Annotated in this window: 16 protein-coding genes, 1 pseudogene and 1 riboswitch; of the genes and pseudogenes, 1 reads left to right on the forward strand and 16 read right to left on the reverse strand. The window is 49.4% G+C overall.

Features of this window, described 5'->3' with window-relative positions; translation table 11 throughout:
- Positions 1 to 127: 127 nt before the first annotated feature.
- Positions 128 to 229, reverse strand: a riboswitch (purine riboswitch).
- 121 nt (positions 230 to 350) lie between these two features.
- From rsgA to AN963_RS11835, 16 genes and pseudogenes are all read right to left on the reverse strand, one after another.
- Positions 351 to 1,433 carry a ribosome small subunit-dependent GTPase A gene (gene rsgA / locus AN963_RS11765; protein ID WP_055744792.1) on the reverse strand — a complete coding sequence of 361 codons (1,083 nt, stop codon included), beginning with the start codon at positions 1,431 to 1,433 and terminating at the stop codon, positions 351 to 353.
- Positions 1,434 to 1,679: 246 nt separating this feature from the next.
- Positions 1,680 to 1,919: a hypothetical protein gene (locus AN963_RS11770; RefSeq protein ID WP_055744793.1), complete on the reverse strand. Its 240-nt coding sequence runs from the start codon at positions 1,917 to 1,919 to the stop codon at positions 1,680 to 1,682.
- 122 nt (positions 1,920 to 2,041) lie between these two features.
- Positions 2,042 to 2,263, reverse strand: coding sequence for a WYL domain-containing protein (locus tag AN963_RS11775; protein WP_055744794.1), 222 nt, complete (start codon positions 2,261 to 2,263; stop codon positions 2,042 to 2,044).
- Positions 2,264 to 2,398: 135 nt separating this feature from the next.
- Positions 2,399 to 3,676 (reverse strand): MFS transporter, encoded by a 1,278-nt coding sequence (locus tag AN963_RS11780; RefSeq protein ID WP_407922543.1) that lies wholly within the window; start codon positions 3,674 to 3,676, stop codon positions 2,399 to 2,401.
- A 170-nt stretch (positions 3,677 to 3,846) separates the two neighbouring features.
- Positions 3,847 to 4,323, reverse strand: coding sequence for a DinB family protein (locus AN963_RS11785; protein WP_055744795.1), 477 nt, complete (start codon positions 4,321 to 4,323; stop codon positions 3,847 to 3,849).
- Between the two features lie 190 nt (positions 4,324 to 4,513).
- Entirely contained in the window at positions 4,514 to 5,896 is a 1,383-nt protein-coding gene (locus tag AN963_RS11790; RefSeq protein WP_055744796.1) for a hypothetical protein, read from the reverse strand.
- Between the two features lie 144 nt (positions 5,897 to 6,040).
- Positions 6,041 to 6,667 (reverse strand): YcnI family copper-binding membrane protein, encoded by a 627-nt coding sequence (locus AN963_RS11795; protein WP_055744797.1) that lies wholly within the window; start codon positions 6,665 to 6,667, stop codon positions 6,041 to 6,043.
- Between the two features lie 13 nt (positions 6,668 to 6,680).
- Complete coding sequence (locus AN963_RS11800; protein ID WP_236707958.1) at positions 6,681 to 7,967, reverse strand: copper resistance CopC/CopD family protein; 1,287 nt, start codon at positions 7,965 to 7,967, stop codon at positions 6,681 to 6,683.
- 183 nt (positions 7,968 to 8,150) lie between these two features.
- A complete protein-coding gene (locus AN963_RS11805) occupies positions 8,151 to 8,561 on the reverse strand; it encodes a VOC family protein (RefSeq protein ID WP_055744799.1) in 411 nt (136 codons plus the stop codon).
- A 146-nt stretch (positions 8,562 to 8,707) separates the two neighbouring features.
- Entirely contained in the window at positions 8,708 to 8,977 is a 270-nt protein-coding gene (locus AN963_RS31905) for a hypothetical protein (protein WP_236707959.1), read from the reverse strand.
- A 28-nt stretch (positions 8,978 to 9,005) separates the two neighbouring features.
- A pseudogene (locus AN963_RS32540) lies at positions 9,006 to 9,104 on the reverse strand (hypothetical protein); the annotation flags it as partial.
- Between the two features lie 209 nt (positions 9,105 to 9,313).
- Positions 9,314 to 10,375 (reverse strand): polyamine ABC transporter substrate-binding protein, encoded by a 1,062-nt coding sequence (locus AN963_RS11815; RefSeq protein ID WP_055744801.1) that lies wholly within the window; start codon positions 10,373 to 10,375, stop codon positions 9,314 to 9,316.
- 21 nt (positions 10,376 to 10,396) lie between these two features.
- Positions 10,397 to 11,188, reverse strand: a complete 792-nt coding sequence (locus AN963_RS11820) for an ABC transporter permease (RefSeq protein ID WP_055744802.1) — start codon at positions 11,186 to 11,188, stop codon at positions 10,397 to 10,399.
- A complete protein-coding gene (locus tag AN963_RS11825; protein ID WP_055746262.1) occupies positions 11,185 to 11,994 on the reverse strand; it encodes an ABC transporter permease in 810 nt (269 codons plus the stop codon). Before AN963_RS11825 ends, AN963_RS11820 begins: the two co-directional genes overlap by 4 nt.
- A 38-nt stretch (positions 11,995 to 12,032) precedes the next feature.
- The gene (locus AN963_RS11830; protein ID WP_055744803.1) at positions 12,033 to 13,019 is read right to left on the reverse strand and encodes an ABC transporter ATP-binding protein; all 987 of its coding nucleotides are present in this window, start codon (positions 13,017 to 13,019) and stop codon (positions 12,033 to 12,035) included.
- 185 nt (positions 13,020 to 13,204) lie between these two features.
- Positions 13,205 to 14,143, reverse strand: a complete 939-nt coding sequence (locus AN963_RS11835) for a DMT family transporter (RefSeq protein WP_055744804.1) — start codon at positions 14,141 to 14,143, stop codon at positions 13,205 to 13,207.
- Positions 14,144 to 14,287: 144 nt separating this feature from the next.
- On the opposite strand from AN963_RS11835, the gene AN963_RS11840 reads away from it, so the two are divergent.
- Positions 14,288 to 15,634: an aminotransferase-like domain-containing protein gene (locus AN963_RS11840; protein WP_055744805.1), complete on the forward strand. Its 1,347-nt coding sequence runs from the start codon at positions 14,288 to 14,290 to the stop codon at positions 15,632 to 15,634.
- The last annotated feature ends 2 nt before the right edge of the window (positions 15,635 to 15,636 follow it).

Consider the following 15,636-nt stretch of genomic DNA (forward strand, 5'->3'; position numbering starts at 1 on the left):
CAACTCCAAGTGAAATCTGTCCCTCTAGGCTTGTATTTTTCCTGAGGTGCAGCACGCTATTGAATCGCGCAAACATCACACGTTCCTGTCAGCCCTATTTTTGAAATCACTAAAATAAGGAAAGGATCGTGGACGCTCTCTCACTCGTAGTCAGGCGATTTACGGTCACCCGGTAGAAACTGTTGGGCCTTATTCCCAAAATTATACGAGCCTTACTATGCTTTTTGGATATTGACCAATCTATCATATCTCCCAGCCTAGGAGCAAGCGTTAATTTTTGAAAGCCCCCAGAGCCGTTTTCCCCTTGAAAAACACGGAAAGAGCCCCCGAAAAATCGAAGGCTCTCTTTCCTATCGCTTAGGCTTGCGTTGCCGCATTTGCACGTTAATCTTTTTCCACTTATCCTTCTCAGCAGCCTGCAGTTTCGCGTCTTCTTTGCGTGCCAGATGGGCGAGCTCCCTTTGTAGCTTGAGATAGCTGTCGAATCTGGCTTTTTCCAGAGAACCATCAGCGATGGCTTCTCGGACTGCGCAGCCTGGCTCCTGTTCATGTTGACAATCGTTAAATCGGCATGTCTCTGCGATTGTCTCAATATCATCGAACGCTCCGCGGAACCCTTCGTCTGCTTCCCACAGCTGCAGCTCTCGCATTCCTGGCGTGTCAATCATCAAGCCTCCGCTCGGCAAGAGGAACAACTCCCGGTGCGTCGTCGTATGTCGCCCACGATCGTCACCTTCACGGACTTCGCTCACTCGCTGCATATCCATGCCACTCAGCTTATTGATCAAGGTGGATTTGCCGACCCCTGAGGAGCCCATCAACGCAATCGTCTTGCCTTCTCCCAGATAGGGTGCCAGCTCCTCCAATCCTTCGCCGCGCTCGGAACTGACGACGTGAACAGGTACTCCGATCGCTACGGATTCCACTTCACGCAGCCTGGCTTCCAGATCGTCGCATAAGTCGGCTTTGCTCAGCACGATGACAGGCGCTGCGCCGCTCTCCCATGCGAGAATCAGATAGCGCTCCATTCTGCGAATATTGAAGTCGTTATTCAGCGCGTTTACCAAAAAGACGGTATCTACGTTGGCTGCCACGATCTGCTCTTCCACCGTGCCACCCGCTACCTTGCGGGAAAACTTGCTTTTGCGTGGCAAGAGAGCATGAATCGTCGCTTTCTTTTCCTCAGCACGCGGACTGATTACGACCCAGTCCCCGACGGCCGGATAATCTTCACGACCTGTGGCTTCGTATCTCAGCTTTCCTGTTACCTCACCCAAAAGCTCACCATGCTCGCTCAATAGGCGGTAGATGCGTTTATGTTCCAGTGTGATGCGTCCTACACTGTAGCCTTGTTCGGCAAAAGGGGCAAAATGATTGGCAAACGTATCATTCCAGCCCAAAGTTTGTAAGGTTTGTTGTACTTGTTGATTCACGAACGGATTCCCCCTGCAAATGGTTATAATTCATGGCTATATGTGCCAAAACCAGTCACAGTCGAATCCTCAAATCATGAACGGTATTAGTGTTCGCTAGAAAGGAGGATTCCTGTGACCCCGATTGCTACAATCTCTACAAATTTTGCGTTTGTCATATAACATCTCTCCTTTTCAAACCGTTCCATCCAGTTTGATCATTATTTCCCAGTTATTGTACCACAAAATGCTGTAGATGCAACAGAGTCAGTCTCCCCCGCCTCCACCGCCATCGCTACCTCCGCCACTGTCGGAGCCACCATCGCTATGGCTGTGTCCGTGGCCCCAGCCATCGGAATCATCACGGCGCGGATCGCTATCCACGTAATACGGCGCACCGCTGTCAGAAGACGAGTGAGAACGTCCGCGTCCACCCTTCTTTGCGCTCGTTGTCAATACCATCATCAAGATGATAAACATGAACACAATGACAATAAAAATTTCCACTTGCTCCACTCCCCTCTGCGCTCAGCCCTGAACGTCAGTTGTACAACCCCAGTATAGCATGTTTCCCTACCACTCATGGCATGGACTGTCATTTCAGGGGGAGTCTGGTGGAATCGCGTCCATTATCCTGCTGTCCTGCCATGCATCGGAGCTATCGCCAGTATATTCGCGATAGCAAAAACACGATACGCTTTTCGGGTGTAGCAGTAGGCCTTGATCCGCTGACCTGCGGAATCCAGCTCAAGGATCCGCACGATCCGCCTACTTGTCTCCCCGTTTTTACCCAGGTAGATCATTTCGATGATTTGCTGTCGCTCCCAATATCTGTTCAGTTCACGAATCATCAAGTTTCACCGCCATTTCATCTGTAGGATCATCTTATCATCCAGAACGTTTGTTCGCAAGTTTTGTTCGCATAAAATACGAACACACAAAAGAAGACACATGCCCCAAGGGAGCACATGTCTTCTTAGCTTATCTCATTTTTTTCTCATGGCCTTGCCGTACACGTAGACGATTGGAGACAGTAATACTGCCGCCACGATCAGGGATGCCCGGATGGACACGCGACTGCCAATCCATCCGACTACAGGACCTCCAGCCGTCTGCCCCAGCGCATTGGATTGACTCAGCATGGATAGGACGGTAGCCCGTACGTTGCTCGGGATGTTCAAGTTTAGCCACGTATCATACAGCGGACTGCTGATCGCCTCGATAACTCCGATCAGCAGCAAGGAGCTGAGCGCCCACCAGAAGTTCGGGGACAGTGCAAAGGACAATAACAGGACAATCCGCAAGCTCGTCAAGACGAACATCCCTACCATGACAGCCCGTTCGTTGTTGACATCCAGCCGCTTTTCCGTGAATTTTACGGCAAACAGGCCCAGAAAGGCAGTGAGCGCCGCGATCACCCCAAACCAGACAGCCATGGAAAAGGGAATGGACTTTGGAAAGCCCACATCCGTGATCAAATGCGCTTCCCGCAATCGGTCATACCCTTCTGAAGCTGCCCCACTAAATAGGGTAACGATCAGAATCAGGAGCAAGATCGGCTGCGAACGCACTACCTTCACGCCCGACAGCCACGTCGTCTTCATTTCTTTCCACTGCGACGAATCTTTCTCCCGCTTTCGAGGTGTGAAGCCCTTTTCTTTCATAAAGAAGATCAGGAACAACCCGAGGGCCACATACATCAACCCGCCAACAAAGTAAGGGAGTTGGGTACCCAACGTTGACAAACCGACGCTCAATCCGATTCCTGCCATCGTAGCCACGAGCGATACCCGCTTGGCTCGCATGAACAGACTGCCCAAGCTTTTTTCCCCTACTTCGTCTGCAATCCATGCCGTATCCGCACCACTGATAAAGGTGTGGCCGACTCCAAAAAACACTTGTGCCAGGAGCACCCAGCCTAATACCGGAAGAAAAGGCACCCATTCCTGCAAGGGTCCGATCACTCCCTGTAGTGCAAATCCACTACCGAGGACAAACGTGCCGACAATGATTGATAGACGTCGACTGTAGGTGTCTGCTACCACTCCCGTAACTCCTTCAAACAGGACCACCGTGAGCTCCAGCACGGTACCTACGATCAACAGCTCCAAAGGAGACAGCCTCAATGTGGCAATGTAGAAGACAGCGTAGGTCGTAAACATGGTCGCGTTGGCCAGAGCCGTGATAAAACGCATGATCAAATACAATTGTGTCGCATTCATTTTCATAGGAACAATGATCCGCCCTTTTCGGCAGATGGACACGTTCCGTTTTCTTGCCTACCTACTGCTGCAAAAGCGTACGTGTCACTCTACCGTATCATTTTCTTTCTTTTGTGGGTGAGTTGCAGCTGTATTACGTACTAACATGGTTCATACACCTCCGAGTTTTGTTAGTCTTATTATAATAAATTTGGAATTTTTGACCAGAAAAATCATTTTCCTTCACATTCAATAACCTTTAGCAGGCTGGAAATCGTGGAAAGATGCATCGCTTCATGGCAGAAGGCAAAGTTGCAGACTTCTCCTACGGTTTCAAATCGAACGGGTCCCATCTCAATCGGTGCTTTCAAAATCTCATCCATAAGGGCAGGGGAAATCTCCGACAAGCGGTTGAGCTGTTGGGAGAGGTAATGCATCAGCTCTTCTTTAGAAGGCGGCTGACTGGTCCAATCGGAAGGTTTCGTCCCGGTATGAAAGAAGCCTGCATACGATTCAGGCAGATTGGAGTGAAATGGAAATCCAAGTGAGAAGAAGAAATCAAGGGCAAAGACGATATGGCCTACATTCCAACGAATCGTGTGATTGAATGCCTCCGGTTGGATATCGAACTTTTCTTCAGGGATGGATTGAATTTGATGAAGCGCAATTTGGCGAACCGTTTTACCCGTATTCAAAATTGTTGTAGCCATGATGGCATTCCTCCGTTTGGTTTGGATTCACTTGCAACGCCATCTTACCCCCTAAATCACTGCCAACTTGATCCTTTTCACTGCCATACAGTGCCTATTTCACTGATTCCCCTCGTTTTTTTGAAAAAAGAAAGAAAAAACGAAAAAACGCCCAACCGTTTTTGGGACTGTTGGACGTAATGGATCACATTCAAGCCGTTTCCTTTTCTTTTAAACGCAAGGCAACCAGACGCGCCCCTGCATTTTGCCAATTATAAAACGTCCGCTCGGGCACATAGGTCCGAAACCATTCCAAGGCTTCCTGTGCCGTGTCGTCGAGAAGGTCATCCGAATACCGCCGGTTATACGGTTTGATCCCGTTTATGTAGGGAAAATAAAGCGCATTGTAGTACCGCCACTCATCCGATGTTCCGAAGTTCTCGCCCTGGCGAGGCTTCATCTGTTCGATTGATTCCGTCAATATGGCTTTCAGCTCAACGGCTCGCTCGATCACCTCGATCGGCCCTCCCCGCTTTTGCAGACGTTGTTCGATGAGTCTCAAGTTGGTCAGCGGATTGGTAGCGAGACGCTCCAAATCTCCGAAATGGCTCAGCGCTCGTCGCGTATAGCGATACAGACTTTCTTCGTCCATTTCCTCCTGCAGAGCAGATTCATCCACCAGCACAGTCAGACGATCGACCATCCGTATTTGCGAGCTTTCTTCCCTTAGTTTTGGGAACGTCACAAAAGCGATATTGTCGAGCAAGGTACGCAACGGATGATTAAAGACCTGTAGTGCAATCGTGAGCATCATGATCGCTAGCAAGAGAACGACCATGGCAAGCTGCAAGCCTGTCCCCCAGAGAATCGTACAGATCACCAAGCCTGAAAACAGTATGGTGTAAAAAACGGAGTAGTCCAACGATCGAAAAAAATCCGGTAGCCACGCTTCACCCTGGCTTTTGATTTCCGTAGCGGTCGTCCCTACCCCAAACAGGAACAGCGCCACACCGTTTCCCATCAACACCCAGCTACTCGATGCTGCTTCCGGTAAAAACGCACACCAGAGTCCGCCCAAGACTGGGACAATCAGAGGGGATAGAACTGCTTTTGGCAGTACAGTCTGCTCGCTTTTGGCAGAAAAACGAAAGAAAGCGAGGATCGAAAAAACGAGTCCTAGCATGATCACGAGCAGGAGGATCGTGTACACCACTCGAAACGTCCCTGCCGTTCCCATCACTCCTATGATCAAGCTCCCCAGCATGCCGAGCGGAAGCAAGACGTATTTCCACCGCGAAAACAAATGGTCTGTCCGCCCCTCGTCCCTCGCCCGCGTCAAGAGTAGAGCTCCTTGCACGAACAGGAACGGAAGAAACAATGTAGCCTCTCTTAGCCCCATCATACATTCACTCAGCTTGTCGGCGAGCGAAAATGGCAGCAGGATGGATGAGACCATGCATACAGCTACCAGTAAAAGAGCTGTCCCTGTGAATGCCATGCGCCCATTACGGATATCCCGCCGTAGCATATACAGCCCTAACCAATAGACAAAAGCAAACCCTGCAACCTGTGCGATTAGCGCTCCGATTGACATCTACTCACCCCGTTCTTTTTTCCACTTTCCCCCTTTGTATGATACAAAAAATGGAAGGCGTTTAGGAGTCCTATTTTCTGAACCCTCCTATGCACAAAAAAGCCGCGCAGAAATGATTCTGCACGGCTAGGCTACTCTCGGTTCCTATGCTTTTTTGCGGAACATGCTCACGATCGCGAGCAGCAGTGCCAGTCCGGACAAGACCAAGGACAATGTGTTGCTGCTTCCTGCTGCATTCGCTGATTCTTGAGCTGGTGCTGGTGCTGCAGTCGCTGGCTGTCCATGCTCGTGCCCCGCTTCCCCTACACCTTCTTTGATCGTCGTAACAGATGCAGGTGTTTTTGAATCGGGAGCGCCCGTCCACTCTACCACTTCACCGTCTGCATAGGTCTGATACGCCTTCCAGGAAAGGCTACCCGCTTCTTTCGGGTTCGCTCCGACAAAAGAGAACTCCGTGAACTCATGCGCCTTGATTCCGCCAGCAGTCGCTGTCCAAACCAGTGCTGTGTTGCGGCCATCCTTGTCTTTTTCAAACTCGTAGGTCCAGCCAGGAATCGGTTGAACCGTGCTTACTTTCACTTCTGCCGGGAATTCGAGCTTTACCTTGGTGGTATTGACATCTTTTTCTACCGGTACACGGACCGTATATTTCTCATAAGCACCCGTGGTTGTTTCTTTCGGATAGACGTTTACGTGTGCTTGTGCAGCTGTCGCGAGTGTCAAAATTGCTCCTGCCATTAGTACGCTGCTCATCCATTTTGTAACTTTCATCTAGAAAACCCTCCTAATGATTGTGTTGATTCGTCACTGTCGTTTCTGTCGTAGCTGTCGTTTCCGTCGATGCCGTCGGATAATTGATCTGGCTCATCCACAGCCCTGCCAGGATCGCCACAATCCCGAAAAGAATCTCCCAGCGCAGCAGCTTGGCCTGCAAACCATTCGTCTTGCGCCAACGCTTCGTCTGACGGTAGGCGATTGCCAGCATGACACATACGGATGCCACTTTCACATACAGCAGGTAGCTCCAGGTCAGTGAGCTTTGCAAAATACTCACCACGTTCGTCTGGACAGCCAGCATCACGAGCCCTGTCAGCACGGCCAGCACGGACGCGATGGCTACTGTCCGCAAAAAGAACTGCTTGAACGGTTCGTTCCCACGTTCACTATGCTTGAAGGTCAGCCATAAATAAATGAGTGCGCCCATCCATATCGAAACGGTCAGGACATGCAGCAGCCTGAGAGTAATAGACAACCACACCGGGGATATCCCCCATGCATGGCCACCAAAAGCCTGTGCGCAAATCAAAACCAGCCACAACGCTACATACCAGCCCGTCATCATACCCGGGATTGCCAACAAGATCAGCAAGGCAAAGGACACGAGCAGCATAATCGCAAATGGAGACTGCATCAGCAACGACCAGTTCCCTTGCCAGAGCGAGTCGGTTAGCGATACGGCAGTGAGTGCTTCATCATAGAGAAACCAGAGGAAAACCAATCCGACCAGCGCAAGGCCCCAGCCGATCTGTCTACCAATCCCCAGCAACTGAGAAAATGCTGGTAATCCATAGCGTTGTCCTCTCCATGCCAGCAAGTACAATCCTCCCCCCAGCAAGATAATTCCTTGCGTGAGGTAACGATATACGATTAAATAGCTGTTATCCGGTTTTTTCTCGGTCGGATCTATTACCGTGGCACTTTTATGTCCAATCGAAAAGGACACACGCTCCTCTACGGGATGTCCGTCCTCTGACACCACTGATACAATCGCCACATACGTACCTTCCGAAAGCTCAGGTAGCTGCGCGTTCAACTGCGAAACGTCCCCTGGTTGCAATGTCGGGCGATTCAGCTGGACTTCTTCACCCTTCGAATCATACAGGTGTACAGCCACCAGATCAGGCTCCAGTGCTTCCGTAAACCGCAGGGAGATCTGTCCCGGGTTGGCCTGCAGAACCTCTCCATCTTTTGGCTGGCTGCCCATCAGTCCTGCGTGTGCCTGTACGGTCGTCGCAGCGGTACTCATCACGAAGAACAGGGCGAGCCAAAGCAAGGCCAGGTATCGTTTCATGCTCATCACCATCCACTTTACTTCCGTAGCCTTAGCACTGGTTTTATCCTATCAAACTTATTTGAATGCCCATATGGCTCAAACGGGCTATCTGCTGTGACGAATTGTTGAAGCTTCATTGACACGCAAAAAAGCACACTGCGGAAGCCATTTCCATAGCGTGCTTTCCCTATATCGATCCCGCTATTTTTTAGGCAAATTCAGCTGCCAGGAAACCCCGAAACGATCAGATAGCCAGCCGAACTTTTCGCTCACTGGCGTAGGTGACAGCGGCATGAGAACGGTGCCACCTTCAGACAGCTTCGCAAACAAATGCTCAACTTCTTCTGCGGAATCACACTCTACGTACAAGGAAATCGATGGCGTAAAGGTAAAATCGTGCGAGACGATACTGTCGATGCACATGAATGTTTGATCTTTCAGCGAAAAAGTCGCATGCATGACACTTCCCTCCGCTGTAGCTGCATCCGGGCCGAACCGATGAATCGTGTGTATCGCGGATGAATCAAACACCGAAGTATAAAAATTCATCGCCTCTTCCGCTTGTCCAGTAAACATAAGAAACGTCGTAATTTTTTGCTTGGCCGCTTCCACGACACCTCAACCCCTCTGCTTATACTCGCTTCCTTTTTTCCTGCTTCCTAGCCTGCCCTCGATTTGACAGTCAAATTCCTGTTCACTGCTTGTACACCTAGACCTGACCTTTACCAACCTGCTACTACTATCTCAACTTCCTGATTTTATTGTCCAGTCAAAAAGAAGAGCCCGAGAACTTTTCGTTGTCCCGGGCCTTCCTTTTGTTCACGAGTCTTGCACCCCAAAATATGGTTACGGCCTGCTGTCCCGAATAACACGATTCGTCGTAGTCGTTCCGTTGATCCTGTGACGATGACCGTTTGTAAATTGCGTGAGAACATCAACTCGATGAAAATGGTTGGGTCCTCCACCAAATGCTCCGGTACCGTTGATGGACAGGCCTGTTCTTCCAAAATACACATGGCGATGTCCATCCGAGGTCGTCGTGATTGCGCGGAACGTATGAAAATGCGAGCGAGCACTCGGCACCCGTACCACAATGTCTGATACGTTACTAAACAAATGCCGATGACCCCGTACCAACGAGGTTACTCCTTCCATGCGGTGCCGAACTCGATTGACGCGAGAAGCTTGCTTTTTGCCGTACTTTTTCTTTGCGATTGAAATCCCTCTTTTCTTGTGAATTGCTATACATTATGAACAAGCCGTTGCATTGGAAACGGCACAATGCAGATTTGTACACATGCTGAAAGCGGAAAAAGAATATTAAAAAAACCGAGACTGGCTTTTCATCCAGTCCCGGCATCTTTTTATCTTCCGCTCTTCATTTCTGTCCAGTAGCGATCGTAGTCTTGCAGTGTTTCTCCCACGTCAACCAGCCACTCGGCACGTGCGAGGTCTGCTTTGTCTAGGAAAATCATTTTGTTGGAGCGGTATTCTTCGCTGTGCAGCGAGTAAGCCTGCTCGTTTGGATTACTGTATCCGATCGATTCGTAGTTCTTCACGCTGACTTGTGGATCCATCAGGTAGTTGATGAACTTCTCTGCCAAATCTTTGTGCTTGGCACCTTTCGGGATAGCCAATGTATCAGCCCAAATGGTCGCGCCCTCTTTTGGAATCACGTATTCCACATCCGGGTTTTGTGCGTGAACGAACGCAGCATCGCCTGACCAAACCGTACCGATCCACGCTTCTTCTGCGATCATTTTTTGCTTGATGTTATCCGTATCAAAGGCAACGACACCCGGTACGAGCGTTTTGAGGTCCCCAAATGCCTTTTCCAGCTCGCCTTTATTCTTGGTGCTGTTGGAGAAACCGTTTTTGATCAGGGACATACCCATGACTTCACGAGGGTCGTTCAGCAAAATTACACGGTCCTTGTATTTTTCATTCCAAAGATCAGCCCAGCTCGTAGGCGTTTCTTTAACGAACTTTTTATTATAAGCAATACCTGTGATGCCCCACGTGTAGACAACGGAGTGCTTGTTTTCCGGGTCAAAAGGCGGTGTCTGGAAGGTAGACACGATATTTTTCATGTTCGGAATGGCTTCCTTGTTCAGATCTTCCAACAGGCCCAGTTGAATCATCGTAGCAACCATGTAGTCGGACGGCTGAATCAAGTCATAGCCAGATGCGCCTGCCTGGATCTTTGCCAGCATTTCTTCATTACTGCCGTATACGTCGTAATTGACCTTGACGTTGAACTTCTGTTCAAAATCTTTAATGACATCAGGATCAAAGTTATCGGCCCAGCTATAAATATTGAGCACTTGCTCTTCTTGCTTCTCAGATGAAGACGACGAACAACCAACAACAGTCAATGCGAGTGCGGCGGACAAAGCGCCGATCATGAGGGACTTAAAACGTTTCATTTTCTCCTCTCAACCTCCAAATCAAAATGTGATAGTCTTCGAATCTTTGCGTCTGAACAGCTCGGCTATAATCACGAGTAACACGGTACACACAATCAACAGGGTGGATAGGGCGTTTACCTCAGGGGACACACCCCGTTTGACCAAGCCGTAAATATATAAGGGCAACGTCGTAGAATTGGGACCTGCCACAAAAAACGAAATGATGAAATCATCCAGCGACAACGTGAAGGACATGAGAAAGCCTGCCACGATACCCGGCATGATCAAGGGAAGCGTCACATGGCGGAGTGTTCCCCATGGAGTCGCGCCCAAGTCCTGAGCCGCTTCCTCCAGCTCGCCACCCATTTCGGCGAGGCGCGCTGAGATGATGACCATCACGTACGGCATGCTGAATGTGACGTGAGCCATAATCAACGTAGCTTTTCCCAGCTCCATATGAATCTGGCTGAACAGGACGAGCATAGCCAATCCCATCATGATTTCAGGAATAACGATCGGCAAGTAGACCAAGCCATTCACAATCGTACGCCAGCGCAGGGAGTACTGCTTGATGGCAAGTGATGCAGCCGTACCGAGGACCGTCGCCAGAACGCTGCTGATGATCCCGATGGTCAGGCTGTTCGTGAGCGCCTGAATCACTTGTCTATTTTCGAATAAGGAAATGTACCACTTCCAGGTAAATCCGCTCCACACCGCATTAATTCGCGAATCATTGAACGAGTAAAGCATCAGAATGGCTATCGGCAGATACAGGAAGACAAGCATCAGCCAGGAATACCCGGATAACGTGTGTCGACGCCAAGTTTTCATGCTGCTCCCTCCTTCGTCTCGCTGGCTTTAGTCGCACGGAAGTACAGAAGGATCAACAGCATAGACAAGAGCATCAGCACGATGGACAAGGCAGAGCCAAATGGCCAGTCACGCGCAGAGAGAAACTGGTTCTGAATCACGTTACCGATGAGTGCGGACTTTGCTCCTCCCATCACATCCGGAACAATGAACATGCCAATCGAAGAGACAAAGACAAGAATAGAACCCGTCACGACACCCGATTTGGTCATCGGCAGTGTGATGTGCCAAAACGCTTTCCACGGAGTCGCACCCAGATCGGCTGCGGCCTCGAGCTTACGGCGATCCATTTGTTCCAACGATACGTAGATCGGCAGCACCATGAATGGAACGAGTGTGTACACCATCCCCAAGAGTACAGAACCTGAGTTATACAATAAAGGCAGTGGTTCTGTAATGAGCCCGAGCGATTGTAAGATCGTGTTGACCACACCCTGTGAGCGCAGGATGATCACCCATGCATAAGAACGAACCAGGAAGTTAATCCAAAACGGAATCATCACCAGTAAGAGCCATATTTGTTGCTTCGTTCGCTCTAGGCGTGAAATGTAGTACGCGAGTGGATACCCGAACAAAATGGAAAAAACGGTCGTAAGGATAGCGACCACAAACGTGTCCCAAAAAATCTGTCCATACAACGGATCGAGAATCCGAAAGTAATTGTTCAAGGTAAACTCGTAGACAACTTGTCCGTATGTTCCTCTTTTTAAAAAGGACAAGACGACGATCAGGAGCATCGGCAAGACGAAGAGCGCACCCAACCACATCAGTGCTGGAAGCGCGAGAAGTTTTACCGGTTTTTTGTTTAACAAGGCAAAATCACCTCGTCTGCCTGTGACCAGCCAATCGCCACGTGATCATCCACCTGCCAGTCGAGACCGTCACCCGCATATTGATGGGCCATCACAGTCAGGTCTTGTCCATCGAGACGGATAAAGACTTTCCGCAAATTACCCAAGAACACCGCGTCGGTAATTTTCCCTTTGTAACGATGCTTGTCAGGTTGTTCATCGGTCCGGTACAGCTTGATTTTTTCCGGTCGCACAGCCGTGCACGTACCCTCCTGACGGAAGATGTTGTTCTCCCCGATGAAGGTCGCCACGAACAACGTCTGCGGATGGTTGTATACCTCGGCTGGCGAGGCAATCTGTTCGATCCGGCCCTTGTTCATGACGGCGATTCTGTCAGACATCGCCATAGCTTCTTCCTGATCGTGCGTCACGTAAATAAACGTAATGCCCAAGTTTTTCTGCAAGTTTTTCAATTCTAACTGCAAGCTTTTTCTCAATTGATAGTCGAGTGCGCCCAAAGGCTCGTCCAATAGCAACACTCTCGGGTTGTTGATAATCGCCCGAGCGATGGCGACACGCTGTTGCTGGCCTCCAGAAAGCTGCTTCGGTGTACGCTTTCGCAGCTCCGTCAATTGAACGTATTGCAGTACTTCTTCTAGTCGCTGCTTCTGTTCGGCAGCGTTCACTTTTTTCATTTTCAGCCCAAACAAGATGTTTTGCTCCACATTCATGTGTGGAAACAACGCATATTGCTGAAACACCATGTTCATGTCGCGCTGGTAGGGAGGCACGTGGCCCAGCTGTTTGCCATCCAGATAGATTTCCCCTGATGTCGGCTCCTCAAAGCCTGCAATCATCCGCAAGAGAGTCGTCTTTCCACAGCCACTCGGACCAAGCAACGTCAAAAACTCCCCTTCTCCAATGGAAAGAGAGAGTGGGGGGACCACAGCTGCCTCTGCAAATCTTTTTTCAATAGTATCCAAATGTATGATTGTTTTCATTGCGTCATCTCACCATATGTCATAATACTCATAGCAATCTAAGTTACTATATCGAATATGAATCGTTTTGTAAACAGTTTCAAACCCTCCTTCTTTATTTTTTCCTCGTACCTTAGTTGGAGTCCTCACACAAAGAAGCCGGGCAATAGCATGACTATTGGCCCGGCATAATGATGCGCGTTTCCTTATATCGATTCAGAGGTTGGTTTAATTTTCTTACGGAGTGTTTTCGCACCGAGGTAATTCGTCCCAATCACGCCCGCTACAATCAGGACCGCGCCGATCACATGGTACAGCGCCAGATGCTCCTGTAAAAACATCGTCCCTGCTACAACCGTGACCAAAGTAGACAAATTGTTGAATACGCTCAGCTTGGACGCTTCCATCTTGGATAGGGCGAAATTGTTTAAAAACGAAGTGACCAGCGATGATAAAATGCCGAGAAAGAGTACCGAGACGACAAATATCGGGCTTTGAAACGGAGTAAAGAACTGGTTCATGGTTCCATCTGCTACATGTCGAGTGACTGCCCAGACATTAAAGAACAAAAATCCGATCACCGAAACCATATACGTAATGTCTATATAATGAAACGATCGAGTCATCTTCCTCGCCAAGACGCTATAACCGGCTAGAGACAGTGCCGATAGCAGGATGAGAACCGTCCCGATCCCGTTTCCAGCTCCAACCGATGCACCTTTCATGACAAAAATATAGATCACACCTGCTACCGACAGGAACGTGGAGGCTATTTTCAGCAAGGAAGACGTTTCCCTTAAGAAGAAGGTGGCCATCAGCAGTGTAAAGATGGGGACTGTCGCCTGAATAATCCCTGCCTCGGACGACGTGGTGTAAACGAGTCCAAACGTTTGAAGCGCAAAAAACAACGTGGGGTACAGGAAGGTCAACGGCAATAAGGATGCCATTTCCTTTGGTTTTATCGTCAATCGAACCCAGCCGAAAAGTACCGGGATCGAAGCTGCCACGAAAGCAAAGGTAAAGCGGTGTGCCAGCGTATCGATTGGGTTGGCAACAGTCAGAGCCATTTTTACAAAAATAAATGACAGACCGACGATGATCGCGTTGATTATCGCAGCAGTGATGGCTTTATGAGTTGGTGACATACGGGACTCTCCTCTCCTCTAACGCATGTATCCTTTTTCCAGACGGCCGTCTTTCCTTCATAGTAAAGCTACAGCTCTCGTGCTACAATGCAAAAAAAGACAATCTGTTCCGATACAGATTGCCTGGCGGGATGAGGGAATTCTATGCGTAAATACATGTATATGCAGAACGAATTGGAGGCCTTGATCGAAGGAAAGACCTATCGGGAAGGAGACAAGCTCCCCTCCATCCGCGAGCTGGCACGACAATACCAGTGCAGCATGAGCACCGTTATCCGCACCCTCCATGAGCTGGAAAAGCGTCATCTCGTCTACTCCGTCGATAAAAGCGGTTATTACGTCGTCAAAAAGCAAGGGAAGCCTCACACGGCAGTACCTGACATCATCGACTTTGCCACTTCCGCCCCCGATCCAGATGTATTCCCCTATGTGGACTTTCAACACTGTATCAACAAAGCTATCGAGACCTACAAGAATGATCTCTTTCTATACGGAACGGCCCAAGGTCTGCCATCATTGATCTATGTGCTGCAAAAGCAGTTGGCAAACCAGCAAGTATTTACCCAGCCTTCAAACATTTTCGTCACGTCGGGTGTCCAGCAAGCACTTGCGCTGTTGGCGACGATTCCGTTTCCCAATCAAAAGGACACGCTCCTGATTGAGCAGCCTGGCTATCACTTGTTAATTGAGTATTTGGAAACACACAAGCTCCCTGTCATCGGAATCAAGCGCACAGCGCAGGGGCTGGACCTCGAAGAACTCGAGAAACTTTTCCGAAGTGAAAGAATCAAATTCTTCTACACCATGCCACGCTTCCAGAGTCCTTTGGGTACCTCCTACTCTCGGCAAGAAAAGGCAGCGATTGTGGAGCTAGCTCGAAAATACGAGGTGTATATTGTCGAGGACGACCACCTCGCCGACCTGGAACAGGACAGCAAATCCGATCCCATGTTTACCTTCGATCAATCGGAGCACGTCATCTACCTGAAGACCTATTCGAAAATCATTTTCCCCGGACTGCGATTGGGTACAGCGGTTATTCCCGACGCCCTGACCGACACGTTTAATCAATACAAGAGGCTGCTCGATATCGACAGCTCGATGCTGTCGCAAGCAGCGCTGGAGATCTATTTAAAAAGCGGCATGTTTGATCGGCACAAACAGAAAATCCGTAGCTCCTACGAACGCAGATCCCGAGTACTGGCTGACTCGCTGCAACGGGAGCAGGCTGATGCCACAGACCTATTTTCCTATCAAGAAATGAAGTATCCAGGTATTCACACCCATCTCGTTCTCAACGAGAGGCTGTCTGTTTCCCGATTGATTCCTTTGCTGAAAAAGCAATCCATCGTAGTCGAATCGATCGATAAGCATTATTTGTACGCCTTTCCCCGGGAAAACATCCTCAAGCTGAATGCCTCCACGACAAAGGAAGAGGTCATCGAGCAAGGGATCAAACAGCTGGTAGATGTACTTCGCAAAGCTCGCTAGCA

It is taken from the genome of Brevibacillus choshinensis (genome assembly GCF_001420695.1).
Classification (GTDB): domain Bacteria; phylum Bacillota; class Bacilli; order Brevibacillales; family Brevibacillaceae; genus Brevibacillus; species Brevibacillus choshinensis.